Here is a 14,006-nt window from a genome sequence, read left to right on the forward strand (position 1 = left end):
GCGAAAGGTGTTGTTCCCTTCGAAAGACGCTCCGCTAGAAGTCGGTGCCTTCTGCTCGGTCGCCGGCCAGATGCTCTTCATGTGCGCGGGCCAGCATCTGACTGGGAGTGCAACGTCCTTCCCGATCTACAGCCGATTGCTGAAACAGCCCGAGCCGATCGCAAACGGCGGCAGACTAGGCGGCATCACCGTCGGCAATGATGTCTGGATCGGGCATGGCGCGATAGTCCTGCCGGGCGTCCAGATCGGCGACGGCGCAGTGGTTGGGGCAGGGGCGGTGGTTACCAGGAGCGTGCCGCCATACGCGATTGTCGGAGGCTCTCCGGCCAGGTTGATCAGATACCGCTTCTCGCAGGACATTATCTCAAAGCTGCTCACTATCCGATGGTGGCATTGGGACGACGAGAAGATCAAAAGCGAGGCGGCTGCGCTCACCGGTCCAATTGAAACTTTCGTAGCCCGGCATTTTGTGGCAGGCACTGCCACCAAATCGTTCCAGATAGATGGAGACGAATGACGAAGTCCTGCTTTTTTATAGCGGCTGACGCCACCTACTTTCCTTATGCATGCTTGGCGGCCCGCCGGATATTGGACGTTTCGCAAGAACCGACGGATGGTTTCATTCTTCATCTCGGCGCCAGCGACGCCGACAAGAAGGTTGCCGATCGTCTGTTGAAAGATCGCGTCCAGTTGGTCGATGTAACGGAATTCATGGCCGCGTCTGGCTACCGCTTTCGCCCGGGCAGCGTTGCGACATTCATCCGGCTCTTTGTCGATCAGTTCGCAGAGTTCGCTCAGTACGACCACATTGCGCATATCGATTGCGACGTTCTTTTCAACCGGGACATCGCCGACCTCGTGGAGCAGCCCATTCACGCCGCGTTGCTCGCTGCGCATGACGACTACATGTATTTCCGACCGGCTTATCGGGAAAGAATGTCCATGCAGCCCGGCGCGCCCTACTTCAACGCCGGTATCATCGTGTTCAACATGGCGCCGGTGCGCGAACAGGGGCTTATGAAGGAGGCCCGTAAGCTCGCTGTCGAAGGTCAGATGAACGATCAAAATGCGCTCAACGTCGCCTTCGAGGGCAAATGGCAGACCATGCATCCGAACTGGAACCTGCAATCGCTTGGGACAAGGGAGTTCCGGTTCTCGCAAGCCTGGGCCAGGCATTTCGCCGGCGGCAAGCCGTGGGGCAATCAGGTCGGGGTCGAACTCGAGGCGCTCGGGATCTGGCGCGACCTGGCAAGAGCCACGCCTTGGGGCAGACCTTTCGAGCAGCGCATACCTTTCGAACGCGGCGTCACGAAACGCTTCTTCCGGCGGTTCGACGCCCTTGCCGGCTTTTTCGGCAAGGACGTGCAACGCCGCCGGGCCAGATATGATGGCACGAAGATGCACCGGATCTATGCCAGGCAGGCGGATGAAGGTGCGATGGCGGTCCAGTTTCCGGAAGTGCTTGGCGGTTTCGCCTGACCAGGCCCGTCTGCCTCCCCGTTTACCTGACTGACTCGTGCGCTGTGGATAGTAACCGCCTGTTTACCACGCTCCGTTGCTCACGTTGCGGCCTGGCGCCCGACTCGCCGAAATGAAACGGCCTGAACCCGTCAGGCACCCCGAAGCCCAGCGGCCGGCGTTTTCATGTGCCCCACGGAATGCGTGCTTTAACGTGTTCCGAAGTATGCGTCGGCCGTCGCTTTTTGCCCTCGTTGAAAACAAAAGCCCGCCGCGGCAATGGGAAACCGCGACGGGCTGGCGACGTCCGGTGGGACGCCTGAGGAAATCGAGACTACGCCAGCAGGCCGGCGACTTTAGCTGCCTTGCGCAGCGTCTTGCGGGCTTCCACAGGGCTGCGCAGGCCGTCAAGCGCGTCGCGGCAGACGCGGTTCGCCGAGCGCCAGGCGCCGTCGCGCGCCTGTCTCGGCCAGCGTTGGTCGAGGCATTCCATGGCCTCGAAGCAGGTTGAGACCTTGCGCTGGCCGTTTGGCTGGAAATCGATCACGACTGGTTCGGAAAACCAGACATCGTTCATCACTTCCTCCGTTCTTATGGTGGTCTTTTGAGCAAGCAATCGGCGCCGGATGGCGCCCGATGCAGGTCCGTCATCAGCGGACCCGCGCGTTAACCAACCAGCGCGCGTTAGGTTCCGAAGATTTTTTGCGCTCGGGCGAGGCGTCCCATCACGTCGTGAAACGACACTCACTCCACCAGCACATGCGCCTCGCGCGCGGCGATGACAAAGGCCTCCCTGGCGTTGTCCGCCGCGACGTCGCCGCGGATCGCCCGGCGGCAGGCCCGCAGCGCCTCGCCATGCGGCGCGCTGCCGGCGTCGCGCCATTGGCCGGTCAGCAGTTCGACGGCCTGCTCGGCATTGGATATATGGCGGATCGAGCCCGAAAGACCGACGGCGACTTCGACCGGCCTGGAAAACCATCCCTGGATCATCGAAAAACCTCCCGGAATATGTCGGAACACGATATTTTAACGTGGAGTTCCGTGCTGGAACGTCAACTTAGCGTGATGCCGTCTCGCGACCACGGCATACGCTGCTCATCTTCCAAGCGGCCTCCGCGAAAGCTCGATCAACTCCGCCTCGTCGGTGATGCCCGCCATGTAATTGGCTATGATGCGCGAGGCGCGCGCTTCCTTCTGCTCGGCGGTCTCGCCCTCGATGTTGCCGTTCGCATAGACCCGGCCAAGCATGGCCGTCTCGGCGGGGGTGAATGTGTTGCGCACACTGGACATGGCTTTCTCCTCCAGCCCGACCCCTCCTTTATCCGGCTAATATTAGCATGCTTCGAGATTGAGCGTGAGTCGCGGCGATATCGCGGCGAGGTCTCCCGCTGGGCGCTTTGGCTCACGCCCTTCGCCCGCGGCTCGCCGCTCCTTTGCCGGCCTCGTTATGCTTGCCGAATGAGCGCTACGCTGATACGCATTAGCAGCGCGGAATTTTTCCGAGTCTGCATTGACTTGCGGCAAGAAAGGCGACGCGCAGTCCGTCCGAGACCAGCAACCCCGACGTGGTGGCAACCGGGTTACGAAGGGGTTCTGGTCGAAAAGAAGCAGGGCAGGTCCCGTGTCCAAATCGGGGCATGCCCACCAACGCTCTGGAACTCTGAAGCCATTGCCCCCATGGCCTTCGGAAGAGCATGAACCATGGGGAAATCGATGGTCACCAAAAAACTTACCGCCAACGCAGAAAGCGCGGCAGCCTTTCTTGCGGTGATGGGCAACGAGAAGCGTCTGCTCATCATGAACTACCTGGCCGAGGGCGAACTCTCTGTCGGCGTGCTCGCCGACAAGGTCGAACTCAGCCAATCGGCGCTGTCGCAACACTTGGCCAAACTGCGCAGGTTTGGCCTGGTCGAAACCCGCCGCGATCGTCAGATGGTCTATTATTCCTGCAAGTCTTCGGCAGCGCGCGAACTTCTGGCGCTGCTCGATGGCCTGCTGGCCATGGACAAGCCGCTTGCCGGACCGGCAAGGCAGGCATTTGTCGAGAGACTGCGTCGGCCGCAGGCCGCCTGAACCGCCTGCAACGCACGGACGAGGCCGGGGGGCCTTCGTCCGGCGCGGCGCCTCGACGGCGCAGACCTGCGAACAGACGGTCGCATGGCGATGCTGGGCACTTTCCTTAAACCTTGAAGCCGATCCCGCCGGGCCGTTTGCGGCCAGGCGTCTCATCACGTTTCTTTGAGAGGCGGTGCTTCGAGATCGGATTCTCCGCGCAAGGCACGGATAGAACAGGCTTTTCTCGCGTGGGCGGCGTCCGGATCAGCCGAAGATTACAGATTTGTAAGTCGCACGGCCAAGCCCTGTTGGCTAACCTTCGAAGCGATCCACACCCCCGGATCATGACGGTGCCGAGCTTCCACTTCGGCTCCGTAAGAGGCCCGCCGCTCCCGGTGGGTCTCTTTCGTTTTGGGCCCGGCCTGCTTTGCCGCCTGCAGATCACGCTACGCGCGATAGGCGCAACGATAGCGGCCGGGATCACCGAGGTGATCGCCGGGTTGGCGTCGTCGCGAAACTCCCTCACCTGTCCGGAAATCTGGACTCTCGATTCCCGGTCACCTATCGTCTCGTGGGTTCATAGTGCGCAGTGATCCGTACCGGGCTTCCGATGCAGGCGGCGCGGCATTTTTGATCTTCGGTGCTGACGATGCTCGATACAGAAAAGGCCAGGGCCGCTTCGCGGCTGCTGGTGGGTCATTGGGACAACGGCACCCGCCTCGATGCGATACCCGAGGGCTTGCGGCCGCACATGCGCGCCGAAGGCTATGCCATCCAGTCGCATGTGATGGACCGCTCGGCGGCTCCGCTTTTCGGTTGGAAGATTGCCGCAACCAGCCTGGCCGGACAAAGGCATATCAACGTCGACGGTCCGATGGCGGGGCGTCTGCTGGCCGAGAAGGCGGTTGAGGTCGGCGGAACTGCTTCGCTGGCGACCAGCAGGATGCGCGTGGCCGAAATCGAATTCGCCTTTCGTTTCGGCCGCGAGCTGCAGCCACGCGCGGAGCTTTACGACATTGCTGAGGTGATGGATGCCGTGGCGACTTTGCACCCGGCGATCGAGATACCGGACTCGCGCTATGACGATTTCTGCACGGTCGGTGCGGCGCAGCTCATAGCGGACAATGCCTGTGCCAATCTGTTTGTCATCGGCGAGGCCGTGGAGGACGATTGGCGTGATGTCGATCTGGCGAAGCACCCGGTGGTCGGGTTCGTTACCGGAAAATCGCGCCATGACGGAACGGGGGCGGCCGTGCTGGGCGATCCCCGCATCGCCCTTGCGTGGATCGTCAACGAATTGTCGGGTCTGGGCATCGCGCTGCGGCCCGGGCAGGTGGTGATAACCGGCACCTGCGTTACGCCGATAAGCGTCGAGCCCGGCGATGAAGTCACCGGCGATCTAGGCAGGTTTGGTCGCGTCTCGGTTAGGTTTGTCTAATGCATGTCGCCCAGAAGTGTGTAGCGGTTCTGGGACAACGACATGCATAAAAACAAAGGCCTAAAGCGTGCCGCCTGAATCCGTTTCAGCGCGACACGCTTTAGTGCGCTCCATGCTGCTTGACCACTAGGATAGGCCGCGCACGGCCAGCACCAGCCCGCGCCTCAGAGGTGCCCGAGCGATTGCAGGAGCAGAACGCTTGAGAAACCAAGCAGGGCCATGCCGTACAGCCGGTCGATCCACATTGCGTTCGGGCCGGCCAGAAGCTTCGCCGCCCGCGACCCCAGCATGGCGTAAAGCATCAGCACGAAGACGTCGGCCACGGCGATGATGACGGCCAGAACTGCGTATTGCACGGTGATAGGCTCACTGGTGTCGACGAAGGGCGGAAGGACCGCGGGAAAGAACAGCCATGCGCCTGGGTTTGTGACGGCCACCATGAAGCAGCGAAACATCAGTGCCTTTGTCGAGTGGACCTTCTCGTGAAAGTCCCGATCGATTGCATGGCGCAAACCGGTGGATGTGCGGAGCGAGCCAACGGCGATGAAAAACAGATAGATGGCGCCCACCATCCTGACGGCCGACAGGTAGAATTCCGAAGCCGCCAGAAGCACTCCGAAGCCGAACGCCACCACGCAGATCAGGATGATGTCGGATAGCACCACACCGGCCACGCCAAACAAGGCGCGCCTGATCCCGTAGCGGGATCCGTTGCTGATGGCGAGCACGACATCCGGTCCTGGAACAGCCATCCCCAGCACCGATATGAAGGCGAGCGTCACCAGCGGCAGGGTTTCCATGCGGCTGGATAGGTTGCCAGGTACCGGCCTTCCATGACGCCCGTCACACAAGGATCGGGAATGCCGCGGATTTTCTGTGTGGATCGATTGCGTTGTGGTCGGACGAGCGTTTCATGGAAACGGCAAACCGCTCTATCTCTTTGTTTTTACGCAATTCCGGGCGGAAAACCGTTACACATTTTTCCTGGAATTGCCCTAAAGCGCGTTGCGCTGAAACAGATTAGACCCGCGTTAAGTCTTTGTTTTGATGCATGTCGTTGTCCTAGAACCGCAGCACACTTCTGGGCGACATGCATTAGTTGCCGGTGCGCTGCCTGTTGACCACGCTCCTCACTGCCAGCACCAGCACCGTGATGACGATCAGGATCACCGAAAGCGCCGCGATCGCCGGGTCGATGTTGTCGCGCAGCCCCATCCACATCAGGCGGGGCAGGGTGATCGCGTTGACCGAAGTGATGAACAGGGTGACGCCGATCTCTTCCCAGGAGAGCACGAAGGAAAGCAGCGCCGCGGTGACGATGCCGAACTTGATGTTGGGCATGATGACGCGTGTCGCGCGTTCCCACACGCCGGCGCCCAGCCCGCGCGCGGCAAGGTCGATGCGCCGGTCGAGCTGGCTGAGCGACACCAGGATGAGCACCGTGGCGAAGGGCACGGTCATCACCGAATGCGCCATGGCGACACCCAGCCAGGTGTCGTAGCCGAAGAACGAGGTGATGCCGGAAACAGAAGTGAGCAGGAAATAGAGCGTAACCGCCGAGACCACCGGCGGCACCACCATCGGCAACAGCACGAAGCCGACCAGGGCGGCGGTGAAACGCGGCTGGAACATCCAGACGCCCAGGCTGAAGGTAAGCGCGAGCACGGTGGAGAAGACGCTGCTGACGATGCCGATCCTGAGCGAAAGTAGGATGGACTCCAGCCAGCGCGGATCCTCGATCAGCGAGCGGTAATGGCGCAGCGACAATTCACCTGTCGGCATGGTCAGCATGCGGCTCGGCGTAAGTGACACCGGTATGACGGCGAGCAGCGGCATTAGCAGGAACAGCGCCACCAGTACGGCCAGGATGAGCGAGACGGGACCTGGGCGGTAGGTCGGCATCGCGCTACACCAATTGCTTCGGTTTGACGTAGCGGAACAAGAGCGCCATCAGCGCGCCGACGAACACCACGAGCACGACGCTGATTGCAGCACCCAGCCCCCAATCCGGGCTCTGGAAGATGCGCAGATAGATGAGCTCCGCGATCATGACGCTGCGGCCGCCGCCGAGGATCGCCGGCGTGACGAAGAAACCCAGCGAGAAGACGAAGACGATCAGCGCCGAGCCGATGATACCGGAGCGCGTCATCGGCACGAACACCGTCCAGAAGGTGCGCATGCGGCTGGAGCCCAGCCCGCGCGCCGCGAGCAGCACGCGCTCGTCCAGGCTGCGCATGGCGGAAGCCAGCGGGAACACCGCGAAGGGGATGAGGAAATGCGACATGCCGACGATGACGCCGAACTCGTTGCGCACCAGCGTCAGCGGCTCGGAGATGAAGCCGATCGATTGCAGCCAGGTGTTGATCAGGCCGCGGTTGGAGAGCAGCGCCACCCAGCCGAAGGCGCGCGTCAGCACCGAGATCCAGAACGGCACCAGGATGCAGAATTCGGCCAGCACGCGCTGCACCGGGCTGCCGCGCACCCACACCACGGTAATCACGTAGGCGGCGGTGACCGAGACGATCGTGACGATCGCCGCGATGCGCAGCGTGCGGATGAACACCGACTGAACCAGGTCGTCGGTGAGCAAGGCGTGGTACTGGCCGAGGCCTGGCGTTGGCAGGGTGAAGCTCCACTTCACCACGCCGAGGAATGGCCAGGCATAGGCAAGGACGAGGAACAGGAGCAGCGGCGCCATCAGCAGCGCCGCGCCCGTCCTGTCGGAGAGGGTACCCCTCATCGATCCGAGAATCCGCGCCTGCTCAGGCAGAGATGATCTTGGTGTATTCGTCCAGCGCCTTGCCGTAGTTCTTGGCGTACCAGTCCATGTCGAGCGGGATCTGCTTCTTCATGTTCTCCGGATCGACCGGGTTGATGCGCTTCTTGTCGGCCGGGATCAGCGCGTCGGCGGCAGGATTAGCCGGACCCTGGCCGAGCTTGTCGAACATCACCAGTTCCTTCTGCGGGTCCTGGGTGCTGGCGATGAACTTCATCGCCGCTTCCTTGCCGCCGGGATTGTTCTTCAGCACGGCGAGCGCGCCGGGCGAGATCAGGCCCTGGTCCCAGATGAACTTGATCTGGCCGCCGGAGTCCTGCTCGATCAGCGAGGCGCGCGTCGACCACACGATCGCCATCGAGGCCTCGCCGTTGAGCAGCACGCTCTGGCTTTCGGCGCCGCCGCCCCAATAGGAGACGACGTTTTCCTTGAAGGCGGCGATCTTGTCATGCGCGCGCTTGAGATCGAGCGGGTAGAGCGAGGCCGGTGCCACGCCGTCGGCAAGAAGTGCGGCTTCCCAGCTCGACACGCCCCATTTATAGAGCGAGCGCTTGCCGGGGAATTTCTTCACGTCGAAGAAGTCCGCCATGCCGGTCGGCGCGTTGGAGCCGAATCTTTGCGAGTCGTAGGCGATCACATAGGAGAAGAAGTAGGTCGACGCGGCATATTCCCAGCCGAAGCCCGGCCGCATCTTGCTCTTGTCGACGATCTTGTAGTCGATCGGCTCCAGCATGCCCTGGCCGCCCAGCGTGATGGCCGAGAACGGGTCGACGTCGACCAGGTCCCAGGTCGGCGCGCCGCTCTTGAACTGCGCGGCGATCGCGCCTTCCGTCGGGCCCGAGCCGTCCATCTTGACCGGGATGCCGGTGCCCTTGGTGAAGGCCTGGCCGTAGGCGGCGTCATAGGCGGTGATGGCGTCGCCGCCCCAGTTCACCAGCACCAGTCCTTTGGTCTCGGCGAAAGACTGGGTCGAGCGCAACAGCATCGGCGTGCCGGCAAGCACGAGGCCCGCGAGCTGCGCGAACTGGCGGCGCGAGATCTCGCCGCGCCTGATTCTCTCGGCGAGGGATTCAATCGTCTGCTTCTTGGTGTCGTTCATGTCAGTTCCCCTTGTTTTTTCGTTGATCTGATCCGGAAGCCGGTGCGGCGACCTCAGGCCGCAGCGGCGATGCTTATTGTCCTCCGTCCGGAAGGAGGAAACCCTTCTCCGCCGGCCAGGTCAGCCAGACGGAATTGCCTTTGCTCAACGCCGCCGCCGCGACCTCGTTCGGTACCGAGACAGTGACCTTCGCGCCCTGGCGCGTGGTGAGGTCGAGCTTGGTTGCCGCACCGAGATAGGTCGAGGCGACCGCGGTGGCGGCGATGCCGTTCTCGCCTGCGGTTGCCTCCGGCGCGATCGACATGTGCTCAGGACGGATGGCGAGGATGGCGTCGCCGCGAACCTTTTCGGCCTTGCAGCGCATGTTGACAGCGCGATCCTCGCAAACACCGGTGGCACCGTTGTGGGCAGGCTTGACGCCCTTTACCGGCAGCATGTTGATCTCGCCCAGGAACTCGGCGACGAAGCGGTTGTCCGGCCGATCGTAAACCTCGTCCGGCCTGCCCACCTGCAACAGCTTGCCATGATTGAAGATGGCGACGCGCGAGGACAGCGCCAGCGCTTCGCTCTGGTCATGGGTGACGAAGACGAAGGTGGTGCCGGTCTCCTGGTGCAGCCGCTTCATCTCGGCCTGCATCTGGCCGCGCAGGCTCTTGTCCAGCGCCGAGAACGGCTCGTCGAGGAGCAACACGCCCGGTTCGAACACTAGCGCGCGGGCCAACGCCACGCGCTGCTGCTGGCCGCCGGAAAGCTGCGCCGGCAGTTTCTTCTCGTGCCCCTTGAGGCCGACGCGTTCGATCATCTCGCCGACCAGGCGTTTGACATCGGCGGCCGATTTCTTGCGCACCTTGAGCGGGAAGGCGATGTTCTGCTCGACGCTCATATGCGGGAATAAAGCATAGCCCTGGAACACCATGCCGGCGGCGCGCTGCTCGGCGGGCCGGTCGGTGATGTCGACGCCGTCGCTGAAAAGCCTGCCTTCGCTCGGCTGCACGAAGCCTGCCAGGATCATCAGGAAAGTGGTCTTGCCGGAGCCTGAGGGCCCAAGCAGCGTCAGGAACTCGCCACGGCCGATATCGAGCGTGAGATTATCCAGCGCCCGGAACGAGCCGAAGCTCTTGCCGATCCCGTTCGCCTTGATCTCTGCGGCCCGGCCGGGTTGCTGCATCCTGCCTCTTTCCTCAGTCCGAACCTGAGCGTAGGGCAGGGCGATGGTTCACCGCAACCGAATAGTTTTCGCCTGATCGGCAAATTTGATTCACGGGTGGATGGCGCGACCGCAGGTGCGGGCGTTCGGCGCGCCCTCCGCGTTCGCGGTTGGCGAAAGCACTCATGCCGTCGTCATTCTAGGGCGGAGCAAGGAGCGAAGCGACGCGCGCAGACCCTGGAATCCATGCCGTGATCTCCGAGCGCCGCAGCGGTTCGGAATTTCTGTGCCGCTGCGCCCTCGGCAACGTCACGGCATGGATCCTCGGGTCAAGCCCGAGGATGACGAATTGAAGGTTGGCGCTCCGTCGCACACCTTCGGCGTGTCGGCAGTCTCAACGCGCCTAAAGCCTGTTCTCCGACAGCTTTGCCCTCAACCACTCGCTGAAGGCATCGAGCACCGGATGGCCCGCCTTGGCATGCTCGAACACCAGGTAATAGGAGCGCGGCGACGGGACCGAGGCTTCGAACGGCTTGACCAGCCGGCCTTCGCTCAGCGCCCGGCGGCCGGTCAACTCGTCGCCCAAGGCAATTCCCTGGCCGGCGATCGCCGCCGAAAAGACGAGGTTCATGTCGGAAAAGAAGATGCCGCCTTCGGTGTCGCGATTTTCCACCTTGGACAGCGCCAGCCAGCGCGCCCAGTCCTCGGTGTCGCTGAGATGCAGCAGATTGGCGCGCAGCACATCGGCGGGTTTGGAAAAGCCGCCGACCTTGTTGAGCAGCGTCGGGCTGCAGAGCGGCGTGAAGGAGACTTCGCAAAGCAGCTCCACCGCCCGGTTCGGCCAATTGCCGACGCCGAAGGCGATGAAGGCGTCCGCGTCCGGATTGCTGACGTCGTCGAGCCGCCTGGGCGTCAGGATCGATAGCGACACATCCGGATACATCTGCCGGAACTCAGCAATATGGGTGCATAGAAGAAGCGAGGCGAAGCCCGGCGTGCAGGAAACCGCGAACGAGCCGCTGACGCCCGTACCGGCATTCTGCGTCCCCGCGTCGCCGAGCACGGTCAGCGCCTTCCTGACATCGGCGGCGTAGCGCTGGCCGCGCGGGGTGAGCGCAACCCCCTTGCCGATCCGCTGAAGCAGATCGAAGCCGAGATCGCGTTCAAGCAGCCGGAGCTGATGCGAAACGGCACTGCGGGTGAGGTGGAGCTCGTCGGCGGCGCGCCACACGCTGCCGTGACGCGCAAAACTGTCGAGGGCGCGCAGCGCCTGCGTGGAAGGTATTCGCAAGAGGCCTCAGGTGAACCGAATTTGCACGAACCGGGAAAACATATCACTTTTTGATGAGCCGCTTCACTGCTTTTCTTGGCCCCATGGAGAAACCGGTGACGAGTTCCGCGCAGGAAACCGCGCTTGCCTGCATCGACAGCATCCAGCCGCTGCTGTCGGCCTGGACGCGCACCATCTTCGATTTCGGCGAGACGGCCTGGCGCGAGTACCAGTCGGCGGCCTGGTATGTGCAGCGGCTGAAGCGCGAGGGCTTTTCGGTCGAGGAAGGTTCGGGCGGCATGCCGACCGCCTTCTGCGCCCACTGGACGAATGGCGACGGCCCGATGATCGGCATGTATGGCGAATATGACGCCGTGCCCGGCAATTGCCAGGATGCCGCGACGACGAAGCGCCCGCGGCCGGGTCTGGGTGTCGAGGCGGGCGGCCACACCGATCCGCATTCGGGCCTCGGCCTCGGCAGCCTTGGCGGCCTTTTAGCCACCAAGGCGGCGATGCTGGAGCACGGCATCAAGGGCACGCTGCGCTTCACCGGCGAGCCGGCGGAGAAGGTGAGGGGCTCGAAGCCGATCCATGCCGCCAAGGGCTATTATGACGGCCTTGCCGGCATGATCTCCTTCCATCCCTTCTACATGCTGCCGCTCTGCAACACCGCGCGCTGGGACACGCATTGCGGCGCTGCCTACGCGATGATCTACCGCTTCGTCTGCGACGAACCCGAAAATTGGGCGCGCGCAGGCGATGCGGCACCCATCCCGCAGGCGCATTCGGCGGTCCGGGCGCCGGGCGCCAATGACGCGCTGATGATGATGTACATGGCCTCCAAGGCGCTGCGCGATTCCATGCTGACGCATCAGGGCGGCTGGTCGATCAGCGAAGCGATCCTGACCGCGGGGCAGGCGACCGCCGACAATTTGCCGGCCGGTCTGGCCGAGATCCAGTACATGATCCGCGTGCCGACCATCGCCATGGCCGAGCAGGTGACCGCCGTGCTCGACCGCAACGCGGAAGCGGCGGCCAAGATGAGCGGCTGCCGCCACGAGCGCCATTGGGTCTCGAAGTCGCGGCCGGGGCTGGCCAACCACGCCATGGCGGAGGTCACCTATGCGGCGCTGTCCACCGTTGGCGCGCCACAGTGGAGTGAAGAGGCGAAAGCCATTGCTCGCGAAGTCCAGGTCAATGCCGGTGGCGAGGCGACCGAGAACCCGTTCATCGATGAGCTGGAGCGGCTGATTTCGCCGCGGGAGGCCGAGGCGATCCTGCGCCGCGACCTGCCGCCGTCGCAGGTGAATTCCACCTCGGACGATTACACCGACATGAGCTGGCACGCGCCGACGTCGCGCTTCTACGTCGCCCGCCCGGCGCTGCGCTCGGCCAACGGCCGTGCCTATCCGGCCTGGGTGATGAATGCGCTGGGCGGTATTCCCGCCACGATCGACCCGATGGTCACCTGCGCCGCCAAGACGGTCGCGCTGACGGCGCTGCGCCTGCTGGAAGACAAGGCCGCGCGCGATGCCGCCATGGAGGAGTTCGTCGCCCGCACCGGCGGCGGCGTCGGCGGCTCGAATTGGGTCGCGCCGCTCTGCGACTACGAACCGCCGATCCATTTCCGCTGGCCGGAATATGTCACCACGCCGCGCGGGCGCGACTGGTGGATACCGGCCGCGTCCACCGCATGAACACGCAACATTAGCTCGAGGAGAACCCCATGACCGTCCATGACCGCATCGTCGCCGAGCCTTTCTCGCTGCAGCGCCGCAACCCCGCCGGCGGCACCGAGCCGCTGACCGCCTGGGGCTTCGCCAACGAAACCGACGTGCTGACCGACGTCCTGCTCGGCTCGCCGAATTTCCTCAGGCACCTGTCGACCAGCTCGCTGTCGAGAAAACATCTGCGCGAGGCGCCTTGCAACGTCCAGATCGCGCAGGCGCAGCACAAGGACCTCGTCGCCGCCTATGAGCATTTCGGGGTCAACATCCATTGGCACGAGCCGACGCCGGAACTGCCCATGCAGGTCTATTCGCGCGACTCCAGCGTCATGACGCCTTACGGCGCCTTCATCACCGCCATGGCCAACTGGTGGCGGCGCGGCGAAAACTATGCCGCGATCCGCACCTATGAGAAGCTCGGCATCCCGATCTACGACATGGTGACGGCCGGCACCTTCGAGGGCGGCGACTTCAACGTCATCGAAGAGGGCGTTGTGCTGATCGGCTGCGGCGGCGCCCGCACCCAGGAAGAGGGCGCGCGTCAGGTGCAGGCCTGGTTCGACAAGGAAGGCTGGGAGACGCGTCTGGCCTTCATCGACGAATACTATGTCCATATCGACCTGATGGTGGTGCCGATCGCCGAAAAGCTCACCGCCGTCTGCCTCGCCTGCACCGAGCCCGGCATCGTCGACTGGCTGAAGGGCAAGGGCCACGAGATCATCGACGTACCCTTCCAGGACACGATGGCGCTCGGCTGCAACTTCATGTCGCTGGGCAAGGACAGGGTGATAGCGCCGACCTCCAGCAAGACGCTGATCGAAAAGCTGAAGGCGCAGGGCTTCGAGGTCGCGGCCGTCGACATGAGCGAGATCTCCAAGACCGGCGGCGGCATCCACTGCATGGCGCAGGCGCTGAAGCGCGTGCCGGCGTAACGGGCTTTCGAAGTCCGGCAATCGCCGGCAGGCAGCGTTCCCCTGGTCGAGCCGACCAGGGGCTTCGCCCGGACATGTCGCTACCTGTCAGGAGGCGCCTCGCC

At 63.4% G+C, this 14,006-nt stretch carries 15 protein-coding genes; 6 read left to right on the forward strand and 9 right to left on the reverse strand.

Translation table 11 applies throughout. The features are described 5' to 3' along the window. Nucleotides 1-79: 79 nt before the first annotated feature. Nucleotides 80-517 carry a DapH/DapD/GlmU-related protein gene (locus AC0L2L_RS19970; protein ID WP_473580726.1) on the forward strand — a complete coding sequence of 146 codons (438 nt, stop codon included), beginning with the start codon at nucleotides 80-82 and terminating at the stop codon, nucleotides 515-517. Continuing rightward, the gene (locus AC0L2L_RS19975; RefSeq protein ID WP_473580478.1) at nucleotides 514-1,479 is read left to right on the forward strand and encodes a glycosyltransferase family 8 protein; all 966 of its coding nucleotides are present in this window, start codon (nucleotides 514-516) and stop codon (nucleotides 1,477-1,479) included. Before AC0L2L_RS19970 ends, AC0L2L_RS19975 begins: the two co-directional genes overlap by 4 nt. A 313-nt stretch (nucleotides 1,480-1,792) precedes the next feature. On the opposite strand, the gene AC0L2L_RS19980 is transcribed toward AC0L2L_RS19975, so the two are convergent. The 3 genes from AC0L2L_RS19980 to AC0L2L_RS19990 form a co-directional block, all read right to left on the reverse strand. After that, the gene (locus tag AC0L2L_RS19980) at nucleotides 1,793-2,035 is read right to left on the reverse strand and encodes a DUF982 domain-containing protein (RefSeq protein ID WP_027165635.1); all 243 of its coding nucleotides are present in this window, start codon (nucleotides 2,033-2,035) and stop codon (nucleotides 1,793-1,795) included. A gap of 167 nt (nucleotides 2,036-2,202) precedes the next feature. Next, nucleotides 2,203-2,448: a DUF982 domain-containing protein gene (locus AC0L2L_RS19985; RefSeq protein WP_473580480.1), complete on the reverse strand. Its 246-nt coding sequence runs from the start codon at nucleotides 2,446-2,448 to the stop codon at nucleotides 2,203-2,205. 105 nt (nucleotides 2,449-2,553) lie between these two features. Next, nucleotides 2,554-2,748 carry a hypothetical protein gene (locus tag AC0L2L_RS19990; RefSeq protein ID WP_473580482.1) on the reverse strand — a complete coding sequence of 65 codons (195 nt, stop codon included), beginning with the start codon at nucleotides 2,746-2,748 and terminating at the stop codon, nucleotides 2,554-2,556. A gap of 423 nt (nucleotides 2,749-3,171) precedes the next feature. Between AC0L2L_RS19990 and AC0L2L_RS19995 the strand changes: the two genes are divergently transcribed. Together AC0L2L_RS19995 and AC0L2L_RS20000 are read left to right on the forward strand one after the other, a co-directional pair. Beyond that, nucleotides 3,172-3,531: an ArsR/SmtB family transcription factor gene (locus tag AC0L2L_RS19995; protein WP_027165638.1), complete on the forward strand. Its 360-nt coding sequence runs from the start codon at nucleotides 3,172-3,174 to the stop codon at nucleotides 3,529-3,531. 631 nt (nucleotides 3,532-4,162) lie between these two features. Beyond that, nucleotides 4,163-4,951, forward strand: a complete 789-nt coding sequence (locus tag AC0L2L_RS20000; protein WP_473580484.1) for a 2-keto-4-pentenoate hydratase — start codon at nucleotides 4,163-4,165, stop codon at nucleotides 4,949-4,951. 164 nt (nucleotides 4,952-5,115) lie between these two features. On the opposite strand, the gene AC0L2L_RS20005 is transcribed toward AC0L2L_RS20000, so the two are convergent. The 6 genes from AC0L2L_RS20005 to AC0L2L_RS20030 form a co-directional block, all read right to left on the reverse strand. Then, nucleotides 5,116-5,751 carry a LysE family translocator gene (locus tag AC0L2L_RS20005; RefSeq protein WP_473580486.1) on the reverse strand — a complete coding sequence of 212 codons (636 nt, stop codon included), beginning with the start codon at nucleotides 5,749-5,751 and terminating at the stop codon, nucleotides 5,116-5,118. A gap of 295 nt (nucleotides 5,752-6,046) precedes the next feature. Further along, nucleotides 6,047-6,853, reverse strand: a complete 807-nt coding sequence (locus AC0L2L_RS20010; protein ID WP_473580488.1) for an ABC transporter permease — start codon at nucleotides 6,851-6,853, stop codon at nucleotides 6,047-6,049. Between the two features lie 4 nt (nucleotides 6,854-6,857). Continuing rightward, the gene (locus AC0L2L_RS20015; protein WP_473580490.1) at nucleotides 6,858-7,691 is read right to left on the reverse strand and encodes an ABC transporter permease; all 834 of its coding nucleotides are present in this window, start codon (nucleotides 7,689-7,691) and stop codon (nucleotides 6,858-6,860) included. Nucleotides 7,692-7,713: 22 nt separating this feature from the next. Next, on the reverse strand, nucleotides 7,714-8,826 hold the full coding sequence (locus AC0L2L_RS20020; protein WP_473580492.1) for an ABC transporter substrate-binding protein: 1,113 nt from the start codon (nucleotides 8,824-8,826) through the stop codon (nucleotides 7,714-7,716). Between the two features lie 73 nt (nucleotides 8,827-8,899). Next, nucleotides 8,900-9,994 carry an ABC transporter ATP-binding protein gene (locus AC0L2L_RS20025; RefSeq protein ID WP_473580494.1) on the reverse strand — a complete coding sequence of 365 codons (1,095 nt, stop codon included), beginning with the start codon at nucleotides 9,992-9,994 and terminating at the stop codon, nucleotides 8,900-8,902. 382 nt (nucleotides 9,995-10,376) lie between these two features. Then, nucleotides 10,377-11,264, reverse strand: coding sequence for a LysR substrate-binding domain-containing protein (locus AC0L2L_RS20030; RefSeq protein ID WP_473580496.1), 888 nt, complete (start codon nucleotides 11,262-11,264; stop codon nucleotides 10,377-10,379). An 83-nt stretch (nucleotides 11,265-11,347) separates the two neighbouring features. Between AC0L2L_RS20030 and AC0L2L_RS20035 the strand changes: the two genes are divergently transcribed. Both AC0L2L_RS20035 and AC0L2L_RS20040 read left to right on the forward strand, forming a co-directional pair. Next, the gene (locus AC0L2L_RS20035; RefSeq protein WP_473580728.1) at nucleotides 11,348-12,940 is read left to right on the forward strand and encodes a zinc-binding metallopeptidase family protein; all 1,593 of its coding nucleotides are present in this window, start codon (nucleotides 11,348-11,350) and stop codon (nucleotides 12,938-12,940) included. Nucleotides 12,941-12,969: 29 nt separating this feature from the next. Then, a complete protein-coding gene (locus AC0L2L_RS20040) occupies nucleotides 12,970-13,902 on the forward strand; it encodes a dimethylarginine dimethylaminohydrolase family protein (RefSeq protein WP_473580497.1) in 933 nt (310 codons plus the stop codon). The last annotated feature ends 104 nt before the right edge of the window (nucleotides 13,903-14,006 follow it).

The sequence above is a fragment of the Mesorhizobium sp. WSM4832 genome (assembly GCF_055811115.1).

Bases quoted from the DNA above. Each gene is read 5' to 3' on its own strand.
- AC0L2L_RS19970 (WP_473580726.1), top strand. From the start codon at position 80: ATGTGCGCGGGCCAGCATCTGACTGGGAGTGCAACGTCCTTCCCGATC.
- AC0L2L_RS19975 (WP_473580478.1), top strand. From the start codon at position 514: ATGACGAAGTCCTGCTTTTTTATAGCGGCTGACGCCACCTACTTTCCT.
- AC0L2L_RS19980 (WP_027165635.1), bottom strand. From the start codon at position 2,035: ATGAACGATGTCTGGTTTTCCGAACCAGTCGTGATCGATTTCCAGCCA.
- AC0L2L_RS19985 (WP_473580480.1), bottom strand. From the start codon at position 2,448: ATGATCCAGGGATGGTTTTCCAGGCCGGTCGAAGTCGCCGTCGGTCTT.
- AC0L2L_RS19990 (WP_473580482.1), bottom strand. From the start codon at position 2,748: ATGTCCAGTGTGCGCAACACATTCACCCCCGCCGAGACGGCCATGCTT.
- AC0L2L_RS19995 (WP_027165638.1), top strand. From the start codon at position 3,172: ATGGTCACCAAAAAACTTACCGCCAACGCAGAAAGCGCGGCAGCCTTT.
- AC0L2L_RS20000 (WP_473580484.1), top strand. From the start codon at position 4,163: ATGCTCGATACAGAAAAGGCCAGGGCCGCTTCGCGGCTGCTGGTGGGT.
- AC0L2L_RS20005 (WP_473580486.1), bottom strand. From the start codon at position 5,751: ATGGAAACCCTGCCGCTGGTGACGCTCGCCTTCATATCGGTGCTGGGG.
- AC0L2L_RS20010 (WP_473580488.1), bottom strand. From the start codon at position 6,853: ATGCCGACCTACCGCCCAGGTCCCGTCTCGCTCATCCTGGCCGTACTG.
- AC0L2L_RS20015 (WP_473580490.1), bottom strand. From the start codon at position 7,691: ATGAGGGGTACCCTCTCCGACAGGACGGGCGCGGCGCTGCTGATGGCG.
- AC0L2L_RS20020 (WP_473580492.1), bottom strand. From the start codon at position 8,826: ATGAACGACACCAAGAAGCAGACGATTGAATCCCTCGCCGAGAGAATC.
- AC0L2L_RS20025 (WP_473580494.1), bottom strand. From the start codon at position 9,994: ATGCAGCAACCCGGCCGGGCCGCAGAGATCAAGGCGAACGGGATCGGC.
- AC0L2L_RS20035 (WP_473580728.1), top strand. From the start codon at position 11,348: ATGGAGAAACCGGTGACGAGTTCCGCGCAGGAAACCGCGCTTGCCTGC.
- AC0L2L_RS20040 (WP_473580497.1), top strand. From the start codon at position 12,970: ATGACCGTCCATGACCGCATCGTCGCCGAGCCTTTCTCGCTGCAGCGC.